This is a genomic window from Paenibacillus sp. NPDC056933, assembly GCF_042674385.1.
Taxonomy (GTDB): Bacteria; Bacillota; Bacilli; order Paenibacillales; family Paenibacillaceae; genus Paenibacillus.
This window is the reverse complement of the sequence record NZ_JBHUQN010000001.1, coordinates 1,758,008-1,774,134: the sequence shown is the minus strand read 5'-3', so window position 1 is coordinate 1,774,134 and position 16,127 is coordinate 1,758,008. Positions and strand designations below refer to the sequence as shown.

The 16,127-nt window shown below is 49.7% G+C and carries 14 protein-coding genes; 1 reads left to right on the top strand and 13 read right to left on the bottom strand.

What is annotated here, in order from left to right:
- Positions 1-64: 64 nt before the first annotated feature.
- The 4 genes from ACFTRD_RS08085 to ACFTRD_RS08070 all read right to left on the bottom strand — a co-directional run bounded on the left by ACFTRD_RS08085 (position 65) and on the right by ACFTRD_RS08070 (position 4,734).
- Positions 65-1,351 (bottom strand): MFS transporter, encoded by a 1,287-nt coding sequence (locus ACFTRD_RS08085; RefSeq protein ID WP_379378639.1) that lies wholly within the window; start codon positions 1,349-1,351, stop codon positions 65-67.
- Between the two features lie 527 nt (positions 1,352-1,878).
- On the bottom strand, positions 1,879-2,886 hold the full coding sequence (locus ACFTRD_RS08080; protein ID WP_379378637.1) for a Gfo/Idh/MocA family protein: 1,008 nt from the start codon (positions 2,884-2,886) through the stop codon (positions 1,879-1,881).
- A gap of 2 nt (positions 2,887-2,888) precedes the next feature.
- Positions 2,889-3,263: a replication termination protein gene (locus ACFTRD_RS08075; protein ID WP_192266476.1), complete on the bottom strand. Its 375-nt coding sequence runs from the start codon at positions 3,261-3,263 to the stop codon at positions 2,889-2,891.
- A gap of 316 nt (positions 3,264-3,579) precedes the next feature.
- On the bottom strand, positions 3,580-4,734 hold the full coding sequence (locus ACFTRD_RS08070) for an acyltransferase (protein ID WP_379378634.1): 1,155 nt from the start codon (positions 4,732-4,734) through the stop codon (positions 3,580-3,582).
- Positions 4,735-4,845: 111 nt separating this feature from the next.
- Here ACFTRD_RS08070 and ACFTRD_RS08065 point away from each other — a divergent pair, with 111 nt between their 5' ends.
- The gene (locus ACFTRD_RS08065) at positions 4,846-5,208 is read left to right on the top strand and encodes a YidH family protein (protein WP_379378633.1); all 363 of its coding nucleotides are present in this window, start codon (positions 4,846-4,848) and stop codon (positions 5,206-5,208) included.
- 138 nt (positions 5,209-5,346) lie between these two features.
- Here the strand turns inward: ACFTRD_RS08065 and ACFTRD_RS08060 are convergent, their stop codons facing one another.
- From ACFTRD_RS08060 to ACFTRD_RS08020, 9 genes are all read right to left on the bottom strand, one after another.
- On the bottom strand, positions 5,347-5,949 hold the full coding sequence (locus ACFTRD_RS08060; protein ID WP_379378631.1) for a general stress protein: 603 nt from the start codon (positions 5,947-5,949) through the stop codon (positions 5,347-5,349).
- Positions 5,950-6,605: 656 nt separating this feature from the next.
- Positions 6,606-9,125 carry an ATP-dependent helicase HrpB gene (hrpB, locus tag ACFTRD_RS08055; RefSeq protein ID WP_379378629.1) on the bottom strand — a complete coding sequence of 840 codons (2,520 nt, stop codon included), beginning with the start codon at positions 9,123-9,125 and terminating at the stop codon, positions 6,606-6,608.
- A gap of 253 nt (positions 9,126-9,378) precedes the next feature.
- A complete protein-coding gene (locus tag ACFTRD_RS08050) occupies positions 9,379-10,185 on the bottom strand; it encodes an SDR family oxidoreductase (RefSeq protein ID WP_379378627.1) in 807 nt (268 codons plus the stop codon).
- Between the two features lie 191 nt (positions 10,186-10,376).
- Positions 10,377-11,219, bottom strand: a complete 843-nt coding sequence (locus tag ACFTRD_RS08045) for a hypothetical protein (protein WP_379378625.1) — start codon at positions 11,217-11,219, stop codon at positions 10,377-10,379.
- Positions 11,220-11,229: 10 nt separating this feature from the next.
- Entirely contained in the window at positions 11,230-11,982 is a 753-nt protein-coding gene (locus tag ACFTRD_RS08040) for a vWA domain-containing protein (RefSeq protein WP_062326150.1), read from the bottom strand.
- A gap of 33 nt (positions 11,983-12,015) precedes the next feature.
- A complete protein-coding gene (locus ACFTRD_RS08035; RefSeq protein WP_379378622.1) occupies positions 12,016-14,106 on the bottom strand; it encodes a serine/threonine-protein kinase in 2,091 nt (696 codons plus the stop codon).
- Positions 14,107-14,262: 156 nt separating this feature from the next.
- A complete protein-coding gene (locus tag ACFTRD_RS08030) occupies positions 14,263-14,538 on the bottom strand; it encodes a WXG100 family type VII secretion target (protein WP_017689071.1) in 276 nt (91 codons plus the stop codon).
- Positions 14,539-14,733: 195 nt separating this feature from the next.
- On the bottom strand, positions 14,734-15,282 hold the full coding sequence (locus ACFTRD_RS08025) for a WXG100 family type VII secretion target (RefSeq protein WP_192266456.1): 549 nt from the start codon (positions 15,280-15,282) through the stop codon (positions 14,734-14,736).
- Positions 15,283-15,288: 6 nt separating this feature from the next.
- On the bottom strand, positions 15,289-16,119 hold the full coding sequence (locus ACFTRD_RS08020; RefSeq protein WP_379378619.1) for a hypothetical protein: 831 nt from the start codon (positions 16,117-16,119) through the stop codon (positions 15,289-15,291).
- Between the last annotated feature and the right edge of the window lie 8 nt (positions 16,120-16,127).

Here is a 16,127-nt window from a genome sequence, read left to right as displayed (position 1 = left end):
TTATACCGTTCGAACAGGGTTTCGGTCAAAACAGGTTGAAGATAACAGGCTTCAGGAAGCCTTACTATAGAACGGTGCGGAAAGTCTTGCTCAGAAGCACCAAAGCAGCTGACATGGCGAGCAAAACACCAAACACGATAAACAGAATCGGTAATGCCACCCAATCTGCAAGCGCACCTGAAACCAGGCTCCCGATTGGTGCCACACTCACAACCAGCATACTTTGAAGGGCATACACTCTGCCAAGCATCTCGGAAGGTGTAACTTCCATGAGATAGGATGCAAGGGGTGTTGTTGCGAGTGGAATCCCCATGCCCATCATCAGACAAAAGACAGCAGCTACAGGCAGCTGGTAGGACGTCATGTAAGCCGGGAGTGCAGTCATGGCATAACTGAGCCCCAACATGACAATGCCTACAATGACCAGCACACTTTTACGGTAATTCGATCCTCGATGTGACAGCCACAAGCCGCTCAGTACCATGCCTGCCACAATCAGCCCACTGAGCAGACTTAATCCTCCCGCTCCGGCGTGCAACGTTTCAATGACATATGGCGTGCGAAGGACATTGAACGGCATCAGACAGAAGTTAACGAAGGCAAACAGAATGGAGACGATCAGTAACAACACATGTTTACGCATAAAATGAAAGGATTCTGTCATTTCAGAGAATATACTTTTTCTTGCTGGAGGAGAATCAGATGAATTGAATGGTGAATTTTCATTGTTAGATGATGTTGACGCTTTCGGGTAACCCACACGGCTCATCAGGAGTGCACTTAAGGCAAACAAGCCTGCATCGATCAGAATCGTCCATGTGATCCCTGCTGTTGCAATTAATGTCCCCGCCACTGCAAGTCCTGCGAGTTCTGCGACCCGGGTTACAGAAGAGGCCATGGCATTACCGGACAGCAGCATTGATTTGGGAAGTAATCGCGGTACAGTGGATACCTCCGCGGGTGACGTGAAGCATTCCAGAAGGGAATTCAGAATGGTGATGACGAACAGATGCCAGACTTGCAGCTCACCCAGACCAAACAAAAGTGCAGTAATGCCAACAAATAATCCTCGGCCAGTATTCGTGAGCACAATCACCTTTTTGGGCGACATGCGATCCACCAGTGCTCCGACAAACAGCCCCAGAAAGATACTCGGCAAAAAGTTAACAGCCAGCAGTGTTCCCATCAGCAGCTTTGAACCTGTCAAAATGTACACCATCCAGCTATAGGCAATGGAATCAATCGAATCGCCAAATCTGGATACAACCTTGCTCAGCATAAACTGCACATAAGGCCTGATCCGAATTAATTCCCCGATCCCTTGCTTGCGTGCGACTGTACCTTCGCTCATAAATATTCCGCCCCTCAACGTTAAAATAATTTTAATGTTAATTTTATTTTAACGTATGATATGCGAAAATCAACCCTTTCGTGAAAATATTTTTAACGTTTGAAATTTCAGTCCCTATCGATTTTTTAACATTACGTTGGTTTGAAAAAAAGAAAAAAACAGACTCCCTTATGGGTCTGCTTTGTTTAGTCTTCATATGAACCTGTCTTATTGCTCTATTGCTCTGCTAGTTTTCCACTCTAGAATGCGTTCAGAATTACGGAAGCCGGAGCCTCCCAATAGTTCAAAATGGATGAACCTTGCCACGATGTAAACGATGTAAGGTGTGCAATCTGCCAAGATTACGTTCTGCTATATTATAGTAAAAAAGCCGTCTATTGACTATTCATATCACCATTTTGGAGGAAATATCAAATCCAACCGTTATTTTTGTAAAAATATATAAATATAACATATAAACACAGAAGAAGACTCACATCCCGGAGGATGGAGTCTATCATTTCAACCCTGTCTGATTCATGTCCTATCTAATCAACCAGTTGCACCCGTTGACGAGTTCGGGCCGATTCCAGGCAAGCATCTATGACACGCATATTCTGAATCGTATTTTGCGGACTGAACGGTAACGTTTCTCCTTCAAGCACCGCGGCTGCAAAGGTCTCCGCCTGCAAAACATAGGAGTTGGACACCGATACACGTTCCTCACGGCTGACGGAATCGGTATGTACAATAATTTGCGGTGGAATATCACTGTTCTCCCAACCGAACACTTTGGGCAGTTCAATCCGTCCATCGGTACCGAGAATCTCCATCTCAGCTCGTCCAGAGGCCCACATGCCGCAGTCAAAGGTTAACGCTACCGAATTCGGAAATTCCACAAGTCCTGAAGCCATCATATCGACACCATCATGCTCTTCCGAGAATAGAGCGTGTACTGTCACAGCTTCCGGCTCCTGTCCCAGATACATACGGGCTGCCGAGATCGGATATACGCCAAGATCAAATAATGATCCTCCGCCCATCTCTCTTTTAAATCTCACATTGTCTTTGTCATCAGCGGTATTACAGGTGAAATTGCCATGGATGGCTCTGACAGCACCTATCTCCCCACTGGCTATAATCTCTTGTACGCGTCTATGCTTCGGATGATACCGATACATAATCGCTTCTGCAAAAAGAACGCCATGCTGTTGACATGCCTCAATCATTTCTGCTGCTTCGTCCGCATTTAAGGCAGCCGGTTTTTCACATAAAACATGCTTTCCAGCCTGTGCTGCCTTGATCGTCCACTCCTTGTGCAGGTGGTTCGGCAGAGGAATATAGACGGCTTCAATATCCGGATCAGCAATAAGTTCATCATAGCTGCCATAGGCTCTGGCGATATCGAGTTCACTCGCAAGAGCTTCAGCCTTCTCCTTGCTGCGACTGGCTATTGCCAGGACCTCACCACGCTCGGATTGCTGGATCGCCGGAATGACTGCATTTTTCGCGATTGTGGATGTACCAAGTACGCCCCACTGTAAGTGTCTGTTCATGCTTATCTTCCTTTCGCTCCGTAATTGTCCTCTTCTGCCTTGTGCAACATCCCGAGACAACGATCAAGATCGGCTTTAACCTGTTTTTTATATAATTCGGCTTTCTCCGCACCATCATCCGTGAAGTGATATAAAACAATTTCCTGAAAATCGACTTTGGGATCATTGCCCTTCAACTTCTTCGTACGGTAAAAGACACCCTGTTGAACCAATTCGTGCAGCGCCCGGTATATTTCGCTCTGGGGTGGTACATAACCGTAGGCTTTGAATTCCTGCTTCATTGCCTCCAGCATTTCATAGCCATATCCCCTATGCTGTTCGACCATCGTAATCAGATACAGCTTAATAAATGCCCGCTGCGCAATCATAAAAGCCACGCTCTATCCCCTCCTGTCAGCCCTGTATATCTAGTATTATAAAACTTACGTTCCCCTTCTGCCATCTTTATCCGTCTTTCTTCCTTTAATCCTTGAGCGTAGGAGAGCTAGAGAGAAAATGAATGGGTTACGGGAACGTAAGCAAGAGCAGGATTTGAGGATTTCTGTTGTGAATTTTTCATGTAATGAAATTTTGAAATATATTCTACAAGTGTACATTTCAATTGACTGCACAAATTAATACGGTGAAAGTGGTGATATTTTTGCAGACATTTGCGTTAACTGTTGTGAATTTTTCATATATTGATGTATTCACTCATCCAGTAGACTTCGACTTTGATTTCGGAACAGTTCCGACAATCCACTTGCCCCAGCTTGCGCGGGAGATGAGCCATGTAAGTACACAGGATAATGCAAGAGCCAGCAACCAGGTGATGATCAGCCGGACTACCGGATTTAACCCCAGTGCCACATAAAACTGTTCATCTGGAATATAACTACAGCGCAACACAAGCATATGCATCAGGTAACCCCCGTACGAAACCCCGCCAATCCACGCTAGCAATCGTGTTCCCCTGACATTATGGAGCTTGCCTGCCAGCTGGTACATCACCATGATGGAAGCGATCAGGAATATGATCATATCCGGACGGATAAGACTGACGGTATAGAACGTAATCTGTATGCCCTCCGGCTTCTGGAATTCAAGCATTAACATATATATAAACCGTAGACCAAGAACAATAAACACGGACCAATAAACCCAGCGTAAACGATGAATCCATTCATTCCAGCGTTGGACCGATAGCCCGGCTGCCGCACCAAGCACAAAATAAAAAAAGAAATACAGAAAATTTCGATCTGCATAAGTCGTAAAGACATCCGTCAGCACCGGGATATTCAACCCTTCCATAACCTTGGCGATATTTCTCAATTGATCCGCGAGAACAAGATACACAACACCAGAGATCAGAAGAGCGATCATGCGCCCCCTAGCCTCGTACCGATTGTATACATATCGGATTGCCCGTAAAAACAGGGGAAACAAGAGATAAAACTGAATTAGCATGATGATGTACCAAAAATGTGAGGTCGTTTTACCCGTGATTAATTTTAAACCAAGGTCAGGGATATTTCCCCAACTAAATCCGTTCCAGCCGCGAGGCGAGAGTGTAAAGTAGATCAGTGACCAGATGATATATGGGACAATAACGTCCGTTAATCGCTTTTGCATGAAGCGTCCATAGTGCAACTTGTCTCCTGTATTATAGAAAAGTACCATGCCTGTGATAAAAATAAACAGCGGGACAGCAAATTTGGACAGCATCAGCAGGATCGCGAACAATACACCGTCTTGCAGTCCAGCTTCAGGAACCAGGGAATAATGAGCTATGGAATGCTGAAGGACAACTGCTGCAAAAGCAATTCCCCTCAGACTTTCAATTTCTGCAATTCGTTCTTTACGAGGCATATCAAACAGCCTCCTTTCTTGGTTTTGCCATGAAAACGACGTACAATAAAATCATATATATTGATGAACGAGGTGATTCACATCTCAGACAGAGACCAAGATCTAACCACCATGGACTCCAAATATGTACAACAGCATCTGGCTAACGAGCGGACCTTTCTGGCCTGGGTACGTACCGGCATTGCCATGGTCGGGATCGGCTTTCTTGCAGCCGGATTTGGCTTCAGTTCCACAGCATATGACCGGATGGCTCATATTGCGGCAATCATCATCGGTATTACCTCCCTGGTCAGCGGTATGTCGATCATCCTGTGCTCTGCTTCCGCTTACCACCGAAAACGCAATCAGATCAATTCACAGACGTTCCAGGCTTCCACCGGATTAATCCGGTTTCTGACACTGATGCTGCTGGTGATCGGACTGGCTCTTGCCGTATTACTGTATGTATTGTTATTCCCTGCCTGGCAGAATTAACACCTGACGCACTAGCGTTCATTTAAAAATGCAACACAGGTACAAAAGCCGGCTTCCTCTAAGGAAACCGGCTCATGACCATACTGATGGATCAAATATATCATTCCAGTTAGATAACCCTATCCTTGGTTATACGAATTATAGAAAAGTATTGTTGCCAAATCGAGCCGCCTTATTCTGGGCTTCCATTCTCCGCTCTTCCATATCCAGATCCGGGCGCTCAGCTGGCACCTCTTCTCGGTGGACATCCATGCTGTCCCGGTTCAAATCACTGTTCGTGCTGAACACATGATAAACATCCGTGTCCCGATCCGTGGAGTCCACGAGCAACAGGATTTTGCCATTTTGCACGTATTCCTCATACTGTCTGGCATCCTCTTCCGGGATACCGAGACCTACGAGTCCACCTACCAGTCCGCCTGCTCCTGCACCCACAGCAGCACCCGTAAAGGCTGCGGCAATGGGGCCAGCTGCCAGTATAGGACCTATACCCGGAATCGCGAGTGCCCCGATACCTGCGAGCAAACCGGCTACTCCGCCGAGCACGCCGCCTGTTGCCGCACCTGCAGCTACACCTTCAGGCGCTTTCGTGCCTGTCTCTTCGCGAATCGCCTTCAGTTCATCCCGGTCCTGTGTGACCACCGAAATTTCGTCTGAAGTGAAACCTTGCGCTTTCAGTCCCTCGATGGCCGATGATGCCTCACGTTCTGTATTAAACACACCTACGATTTTCTTCTGCATAGTGGATTCCTCCTCATTTAATTGAGTGGTTCGCTATGTTATTACCCGCCTTGTTTTCTTTCAAACGCTTTAATCGACATATTACATCCATAGAGGCCACGGAACAGCACCGAAAACCGAAGTATCAACAAGCAACCATGCATGTAACACGGTGGGAGATGCACGCGGTGTGAAACGAAGTTGAACAAAGGCAAGTAACCGTTGATATGCCAAACCTGATCTGATATTGATGTTAACTCCTATGCCGAAGCACCCGGGCATGAGGGTCCAAGTGGGATTAGCATGCTTTTTTCCAGAGCAATCGGGCAGGTGGACAAAGTGGGATTAGCTTACTTTTTCTAAAGAACATAGGACGTCTTATTTGGATCTTATGCTCTAATTTTCAAACGTAAGGAACGCCAGACATGTTATTTCCCTAAAACGCCCTAAAAAACGTCACAAACGGCCCTTAATTCTGATATAACGTGTCTCAGATTCGCTACACTTCTGCAGGCGCTTCAAACTCCTGTATAACACGTCTCAGGTTCGTTATCCTTCTACAGACACTTCAAACTCCTGTATAACACGTCTCAGGTTCGTTAGCTCTCCACCGCCTAATCTCATCGCACACTCGCACGTTCAGGCCCAACTTTCAGACTGAGGTTTGAAGGCACATTCTAGCTATATCGCGGCTTGGCGCGGTTAGTCGCTATCGCTTCGAGCGGATCATCCGGCCAATAATGCTTCGGATAACGGCCTTTCAAATCTTTCTTGACCTCAAAATAAGTCTCCCGCCAAAAATTGGCCAGATCTCGCGTGACCTGTACAGGCCGCTGCGCCGGGGACAGCAAATGCATGGTCAAAGGTACTCGGCCACCGCCAATACGCGGGGTCTCTTGCTGTCCAAACATCTCCTGTAGTCTAACCGCGAGCGTGGGGTCATCAGGACGGCTGTAATCCACCGGAATACGCGAGCCGCTGGGTACTTGAATATGTGTAGGAGCTTCACGATCCAACTGCTGTCGCTGTTCCCAGCTCAGTCCACCGAGCAACACATCCTGCATCGACAATCGCTTGAGATCCGCAGCAGATCGCATGCCTGTCAGAAACGGACGGAGTTGATCTGCCAGTTCTTCGGTCAGATGATCCTCGATGAGATCCGGCCATTCCGGCAAATGATGATGCAAAAAACGCATCCTGTCTGCCAACTGCCGCGAAGATTTCGTCCAAGGCAGACTATCCAGCCCTTCCATACGTATTCCTGAGAGCAATGCTTCCAGTACCTGATCTTCGGGAGGTTGTGCAATGCTGCTCTCTTTCATCGTAATGGCTCCGATCCGCAGCCTTCTATGCGCACGCACACTTCGGGTGTTGCGGTCCCAGGCCACCTGCACCTCTTCATGCAGCATATGGGGGCCAAGGTCCAGCAATCTCTTCTCCTGCACTGGCGCAGCCAGCAGGATGCGCGCATCCGCGCCCTGGTCATCGGCCTCGGCTGCGACCAGGTACATTGAACGGCTCAGCGATTCTGTCGCTGCGAGCCGTACCCCGCGGCCGCTGCTCAGCAGATAGCGGCCGTCCTCCCGGCGTTGCCCGATCCGGTCCGGATATGCATAGGACAGCAGCCATCCGCAGCTGTCCTCATCCGGCCGTACCGGATCGGCCGCCGGGCCGATCGCCGCGCGCAGCTGGCGGCTCTCCTGGAGCATGCGCCGCACGGCAGCGCCGTCTGCGACAGACGCTGCCGCTTGCGGCATGCCGCTGCTGTCCGCGGTCAGCAGCGCTTCCACGCGCGGGCGCAGATCGGTGCCCGCGCCGGCACTGCCACTGCTGCGGAGGCCAGCAGGCTCCTGCAGCAGTGCCGCCAGCATGCTGGCGTAGCTGGCCAGCCCAAGCTCCGCCGCGCGGAGCAGCATGCTGGCCAGTCGCGGATGCACGCCGAGCGTGTTCATCCGCCGCCCGAAGGGCGTGATGCGGCCGGCGTCGTCCAGGCCGCCCAGCTGGCGCAGCAGCGCCTGTGCCTGGTCGTAGGCGGCATCAGGCGGGGTGTCCAGCCACTGCAGCTCTGCAGGGGACTGTACACCCCAGGCGGCAAGCTCCAGCGCCAACGGCGCAAGGTCCGCGGAGGCAATCTCCGGCTTTGCTGCATCAGGCAGAGCGCCGTGAGCCTCTTCGCTCCATAGCCGGTAACACATGCCCGGTGCAATCCGCCCCGCGCGCCCCCGCCGCTGATCGGCTGACGCCTTGGACACCGGCAAGGTGACAAGCCGGCTCATGCCGGTCCGAGGCGAGAATACCGACGCCCGACTCAAGCCCGCATCCACCACGACCTTGACTCCAGGCAAGGTCAGACTGGATTCGGCAATGGACGTAGACAGCACAACCTTGCGTTGGCCTGCTTCTGCAGGGCGTACAGCCTCATCCTGCCTTTCTATCGGCATGCTGCCATATAAGGAATGAATCTGAACATGGGCAGGAAGCATGAGATTGGACAACTCTCGTTCTGTGCGATGGATTTCTTTTGCACCTGGAAGGAAAACCAGCACATCTCCTTCCTGTTCCGACAGTGCCTTAATGACCGCCTGAGCTGTAAAAGTCTCCAGCTGTGCAGATACCGGTTTGGATATATATCGGGTCTCCACCGGAAACGTCCTCCCCGGGCAATCGATCCATCGAGTTCCCTCCCCCAGCAATGCACAGACAGGAGCCGGGTCCAGCGTTGCCGACATCACCAGCAGCTTCAAATCAGGACGCAGCATGGCCCTGGATTCAAGCGCAAGCGCCAAACCAAGATCACCATGTAAATGACGCTCATGAAACTCATCAAAGATAATCATCGCCGTATCTTCCAGTCCCTGATCCTGTTGAAGCATTCGGGTTAATACTCCCTCTGTCACCACTTCAATGCGAGTAGCCTTACTTACACGAGTATCCATCCGCACCCGATATCCTACGGTCTGTCCCGCTTTTTCACCAAGTGAAGCCGCCATCCGTGCAGCTGCAGAGCGGGCGGCGAGTCTGCGGGGTTCCAGCATGATGATTTTTCGTCCACCTACCCATGGCTCATCCAGCATAGCCAGTGGGACAACGGTTGTTTTACCCGCACCTGGTTCCGCAATTAACACCCCTGTATCCTCATCCTGAAATAACTGTCTCAGCTCAGGGATAATCTGTTGTATCGGTAAATCCGTCTTCATCTCATCTCTCCTAATTGATGTGCCACACGTCTATTCGAATGTTAGCATTATAACAAAAAAAGCCGTTCCAGAGGAACGACCACTATAGATACATCCTATTTCAGCATTTGCATCCTTCGATTTAACTCGCTCTCGGGTACAAAATATGGACAGGAAGAAGCATCCTGATCCATAAACGTATAGACGAATAGAAACATTTCGATCTATAGCTTGCTGATTGAAAGACGCTCTTGGATGGATGCAAAATGCTCATTTAGCTTAGCAACGACTCCGCACCGTCAATGACGATTTCTGCACCTGTAATGTGTTTGGATTCCGCAGAAGCCAGGAATGCTACCAGATCAGCAACGTGCTCAGGCTGACCCGGCCCGTCCGCAAGCGGTTGCTGGCCTTCAGGAAATTCCATCGGAATAACGATTTGCTGCAATTCATCCGTTTTGACCGTACTTTGGTCAATATTCGTCGCAATCGCTCCCGGACAGATAACATTGACACGAATTTTGAACTTGGCCAGTTCCAGCGCAGCCATCTTCGCAAAAGCAACCTGTCCTGCCTTCGATGTACTGTATGCCGACATGCCAAAGCTGGAGAAACGCTGATTGCCATTAATGGAGCTGGTAATAATGATGCTGCCTCCACCGCGTTTTTTCAGATGAGGAAGTGCATACTTGATCGTAAAAAAGGTTCCGTTTAGATTCGTCGTAATAATCTGCTGCCAATCCTCAACCTGAATCTCTTCAATCGGAGCCGATACGCCGTTAATACCTGCATTGGCAAAAACGATATCCAGGCCGCCGAACAATTCGATGGTCTCCAATACGGCCTTCTCCACCCGGGCAGGATCGGAGATGTCTACATCGAAGGCTCTTGCCGCCCCTGCATGCAGCTTATTAATTTCTGCTTCCGTCTCCGAGATTCGATCATTAACCAGATCGAGCAGTGCCACACGTGCTCCCTCACTCGCCAGTTTGAGAGCTGCTGCCTTGCCGATCCCGGAGCCAGCCCCCGTAATTATTGCAACTTTGCCTTCGAACCGTGCCTTGCCATTATGCTGTGTCATTAACCATTCCACTCCTTCTCGCTCAGCAATTATGTAAGAATGTACGTTCATGTACTATCTGTAAGTAGATTCTTCACAAGATTACCCAAAAAGAATGGCTTTTAAATCAACAGGGGCAAGTTTTTTCACAGATCATCCTCACCGATCGCAGCAAAGAGATCAGAACGCCTCGAAATGCTTTCAAGCAACATTCACCACTCCAGCTCAATGAAAGCGGCATCATCTTCAAGCCCTCCGGTATGTCTGGCATCCAGCAGCACCTGGATCTGTTCATCCGGAATATAAGCCTCGATCGCATCCAGATCATTCAAGCCATCTGTATACAGCTGAAGACGGATCGGTTCACCTGCGGACAATTTTGCTTCATAGATATGGGGTTTGCCACCAACCGGACCATCCAGTGTAGACCAACGCTCATTCGTGCGACAGTGTAACTGGAAAGCTCCCGACTGCTCCTGTCCACCCCGCCAGAGCCGGATGCGAGAGTCACCCTGCCAGGCAAGCCACATTCGGCTTTTGCGGGCACCGCCCGAGAGCTCGATGCGTCCACACACGTACATGGCCTGACTTCCTCTGCTTCGCTTCTCCATCAGCACTTCCCGCAGCAGTACAGGCGAATTGTCCAAAGGCTGCAACTTCTCCAGCTGTTCAGATGCCGGAACAGTCAGGTCGTGAAGCAGACGCTCCATCGTCACTGAAGAAGGATGCTGATCCGTTTCCAGCCATTCCAGCAAAGCATTCCCCAGAAAACGTGCAGCGAAATCGCCCAGGTAACTCATGCCAACCCCATCACATAATACGAAGGTACACACATTGCCATTCATGCGAACAGCAGCAAAGTCCTGTCCCGTGTCTCCCTGATTTACCGTCTCCGCCGCTCTACCATACCCATAACGACACTTGAATGCGCCCTGGTAACGGGTCAACGGCTGTTCTCCAGTCTGGACACTGACATAGCGAAAGCTGCCCGAATGTTGCTTGGCATGGCTTCCCTTACCTCCAGCAGACAATGTTGCCAAACGCATCGCTCTCATGATTCCCCTCCTATCTCACCGGCGTAGCAGCAGACATCTGAAATCCGATCGATACCAGTTCTGCACATGTACCTGGAAGCATCATCAGTGCACCTGGTGAAAGCAAGTAATCCGCCTCAACCAACATCTCACGATAACTTTCCGGCAGAACCGAAGACATATTGCGCAGCTTCTCCCCGTGTTCATCCTGAAGCACCGTCTCTTGGGATATGCCCTTCCATCTTCTCGGTTCCGCAATCGGACCTTCCAGCAGATGATCGGATATAAAAATATTCTCTACGAGTACATTGCCGTCAGGCACACTCATGCCCATGATCCTTTTGGCAATCGGCTCTGGATCTTCGCCTGTGGCTACCCCATCAGTCATATGACAGACCAGCGGTGCAGGACAATCCTGCATGTTTGGAATTTCAGCCTGCAGAATCTTCTCTGCCTGCAAAAAAGCCTTCGCTGAATCCGAGAATCTTTTCGGTGTCAAATCAGGCAATGAACCCACCGCAGCAATCTCGTCGATGCCCTTAATTCCGTTCAGCAGATCATACACATCATCGCTGTATGCCAGAATGGCAATCCTGTAACGGGGTGTCAAACGGTTTCCCTTCGTCGAGCGAAATACCATTTGGCGAATAGCCAGCGATAAGGCATCATAGACAACATCAATCCGCCGACGGTTTTCCAGAACCATATTCATGGAGGCGCTAATATCAATCAAATAAATAATAAGTGCAGGTGTGCGCTGGGATGCTTGAATCGTGTAGTTCATCTGGGATGAGTCACCTCCGTTGTTCACGTTATTTTACAAGTTAGGTAATGAATAATTGGTATTGCTCAGGAATTTATTGATCGCATTCATTCGTGCTGCCACTTTACCTACACCCTTGAAATAAGCCGCATCAGTGTTGTACAGATTTTTGAAATCACGCGCGTATGATTCGGCATTTTCAATTTTTTTGCCTTTTTGCGCATTATACGTTTTGTTGTAGTGAGCGATCAGTGTGACCACATTCTGGGCACGCTTTTTCTTAAGTGCAGCCTTCTGGGCAGCCTCCTGCTTTCGCTGTGCCTCGGCTGCTGCCTTACGTTCGGCTTCCTGCTTTGCAATCCTGGCATCGTTTTCTTTCTTCCATACCAAGTAGGCTTCATATTTGGCCTGTTTGTCGTACTTTTCCTGTTCTGCCTTCCTGGCTGCTTCAAGCTTCTGTTGTTTCTGCTTGGCAAGGTATGCCTCATATTTCGCCTGTTTGTCGTACTTGGCCTGTAGCGCTTTACGCTCTTCTTCCTTCTTCTTGGCCTCGGCCTGCTGTTTTTCGGCTTCGGCGAGCTTTTTCTTTTTCTCAGCATCAAGCTTCGCTGCCTCAGCCGCTTTTTGTTTCTTTTCTTCTTCCTGTTGCTTTAAGGCAGCAGCCTTCGCAGACTCAGCATCTTCCGCAGCCTGGAGTTCCGCCTGTTTGGCAGCCGCTTCCTGTTCCTTTTGTTTAACCTCGGCCTGATCAGCCAATATTTTAACCGTCGGCACACTTCCAGCCAACAGTACAATCAACACCGCTGAAGAAATCATAAACTTTTTGGAGCGATAAAAAGGAACCTTCGCCGGTTGACCTGCATGATCATCCTTGGGGTTAAGCTTGTCGTCCAGCTCCTGGATCGCCGCCTCAACTTCCATCTGCATCGCACTGTTGTGAGGAATGAAATGATGCAGCGAACGATACACTTCCAGAGCTGCAGCCGGCTTGCCTTCGTCCTCAAGCGCTCTCGCCTGTAGGAAGAGACGATTTACAACCGCTTCCTGACCTGGTGCCCGTGGGGTGGAGGACAAGCTTGGATCCGGAACCCCCTGCTTATCCGACGAAGTACTGATCGCTGATTCCGTCCCTTTAAGCTGGTTCGTAACTACCGCATCCTGGTGATCTGCATCCTTGGCTTCGGATTCTTCAACGACTGCACCTGCCAGATGGATATCGACAGATGCCAGCGCTACAAACCACTCACCAAATGTCGGGCAACTGCTGAGATCATGGCTTTCCCAGGCACGAATAAACAGATCGGATACTTTGGAGCCCCAGCGCTTTTGAAGCGACTCACGCATGGCATAATAACGTTCACTTACGGTCTGCATTTCGTGTTGATCAAAGTAGCTTTCTCCCCATGCCTTTTCCACAATCGTGGCATCAGACCAGCTTAACATCTCAGCAATAATGACTGCTCCGGCAAAACGGTCGGCATACGCACTCCACAAACCGCTGTGCACTGTACGATGGGCTGCATAACCAGGTGAACCAGCAAGCAGAGCATCCGGACGGTCCATTCTGGAACCGTACATCTGCTCTACGTCTACCAATTCAACGGCTGAACCCCCTCTCAGGTTCTCCACTTCGGAAAAAAACGGAATCATCACATTGGGTGCGGACAAATCACAATGGGCCAATCCGCGCTGTTCCATGGCCGAACCAGTCCCGGCAAGGGCTCTAGCCAGCTTTAGACTTTCCTCCGCTGTCAGCTGTTTCTGATCACTGATTACATCGAACCAGGTCAGACCCTGTACCCATGGCATCAATACCGCATACAACAGATCGGGATGTTCTCCAATGAGCGCTCCGTTTCTTTCCGGAGTGAGCACATCACGCTTGCATACCTGCAAACCTGGCAGTTCACTATAAGACTCCATATGCTCAGACTGATACACCATAGCCGGGATACGAAATTTAGGAAAAAATACTTTTAGTGCTTTGGCCCCACTTATGGAACCGTTACGGGGTAACAATTGGTAGACAATACCCTGCCTTCCGGCTTGGGCATAAGCCAATCCAGGTGCAGCCGGATGCTGCCCAATCGTATAGGCAATGTCGTTAATCACCACTTCATCCCCGGGATTTGGTTGAAAAGACATGCTTATCCCTCTCTCTGTCATTCTGTCATAGTGCAGCAAAAACCGGGTGCTGTGACAACGCCCGGTTTTTGCTGTAGTTGTAAAGCTTCAGCTTGCTGCCTGCCTTTGATTCTGGGCGATTCAGATATCAAACCTGCCCGAATTATGTATCGCAGATTAGCGAGCTTGGTCAGCAGTACGGAATTTGTTGGCAATAGCCGTCAGTTCCGCGCTGATGCTATTCAGCGTCTGAACGAAAGATTGCATTTGTTTACTGGCTTCCTGGAATTCCTGGAAGAAGCGTTGTTTGGTCATACCTTCCCATTGTCCTTCCATGCTTGTGATGGATTGAGTCAATGTAGATACGATTTGCTGACTTTGCTCACCGCTTTGTTTGAATTGGTTGGAAACCTGATCAAGCTGCTCTGGGGTAACTAAAATACGTCCTGCCATTGTAAATTCCTCCTTGGTTTGTGCAATTAAATTTTGTCGTGTTCAAATTGTACTATACAAGAATCGATCGGACAAAAGCCGAAGGACCTAATCCTATTTACCCCATTTTCAGCCAATGAAACTTCCCCTAACAGCCTATATACATAAAAATTCACTTTCTGCTGTTTTGCTTGTTCAGCCTTGTATCTCATGTACTCAGGAGACCACAGGCTCGGTTCCTCTTCTTCCCCGATAGGAGGGATCTGTGAATCTCCACGCTACAGGCTCAGGCTGCATGGCCTGGATCAGGGTCGCTGGTGAGCCATCAGGCGGTGCGGCATCCTGTACACGGTACACGGCTGCTACCGCGGAAAATGGATCGGATACAACAGCAGTAGTTGGCGAATGCGCAGGCATAATTTCTCCTGTACGCTCCGCCTGAAGAACATTCAACATATTGACCGCATTGCCATAGGCTGTGTTCACATGACTCAACACTGTACGATACTCCATGTCCACCTGCTGGAATAACAAGGCCTTGCGTCCCAGCTGTACGCTCAAGTCCATAAAACGACGTACCGCCGACTCGCAGAGTCGCTTGCTGTGATCCCATTCATTCATAATCGCTGCACGGGCTTCAAGATCCCACTCCAGCGAATGAATAGCCTGATCCAATACTGTCATCTTTTGCTGTATTTGCTCCGCCGCATACTGAATCTGCCTGCTCAGTGCCCGAAGCACATCCGGTTCCACACGAATGCGCATTTACCATCACCTTTCCTCTTCCCCTGCAGGCTGTTTAAGCCAGTCCAGCAGCATCTCGTGAAACTGTTCTCTCGTCGTCAGTGCTGCGACAAGCCAATCATCTGAAGCAGCAGTGCTCATTCGGAATAACCAGTTGGAAACCGTGCTTGCTGCGAAAGCTGCAGACTGTGATTTCCAAGCTTCTCCGTTCCATACGAGCAACCGCAGTTCCCCCTCTGACTCCTTGCTCATCAGACAGCGTGCGAGTGCAAGCGACCCCTCGGGATCACTCGTTTCCTGCATCAACTCATCCGTCACTTCCTGTACTTCTTTGTTCTTCAGATCGTTCATGACATCATAGAATTTTTTCTTGGAGCACATTAGCGCCGGTTTCTCCGCAGGAGAATGGCCACTCCATTTCATCCTTTGAATCAGATAATCAATAGCTTCACGAACGTTCCCAAGATCGCTTAGCCGGAAGGAATCCGGTTCGTCAGCAACACGGGATACTTCCACGACCCGTTCATCCGTGCAATGCACATAACTTTCATACGACTTGCCGCTGTGCGTGTAGCGAATCCAGCAAGCCCTGTCGGACAGTCCCGCAATGGCTACCCTGGAGAAAACGGTCGGTGTCATGATCAGCTCATTACTGTCCTGATCCTGAATCAGATACCCTTTGTCGAGCAGGGAAGTTTTGACACGCTCCCACTCCAAAGCAATATCTTCCGCCATATACCCGCGGAACGGATCTTCCACGCCAAGCAATCGGTCTGAACCGAGAATACCGGCCAGGAAAAAAAGTTCTTTTGTTTGCAAAGTGACTACCTTTTGCTTGGAATCATGAACCGTCAACATTATGAGCC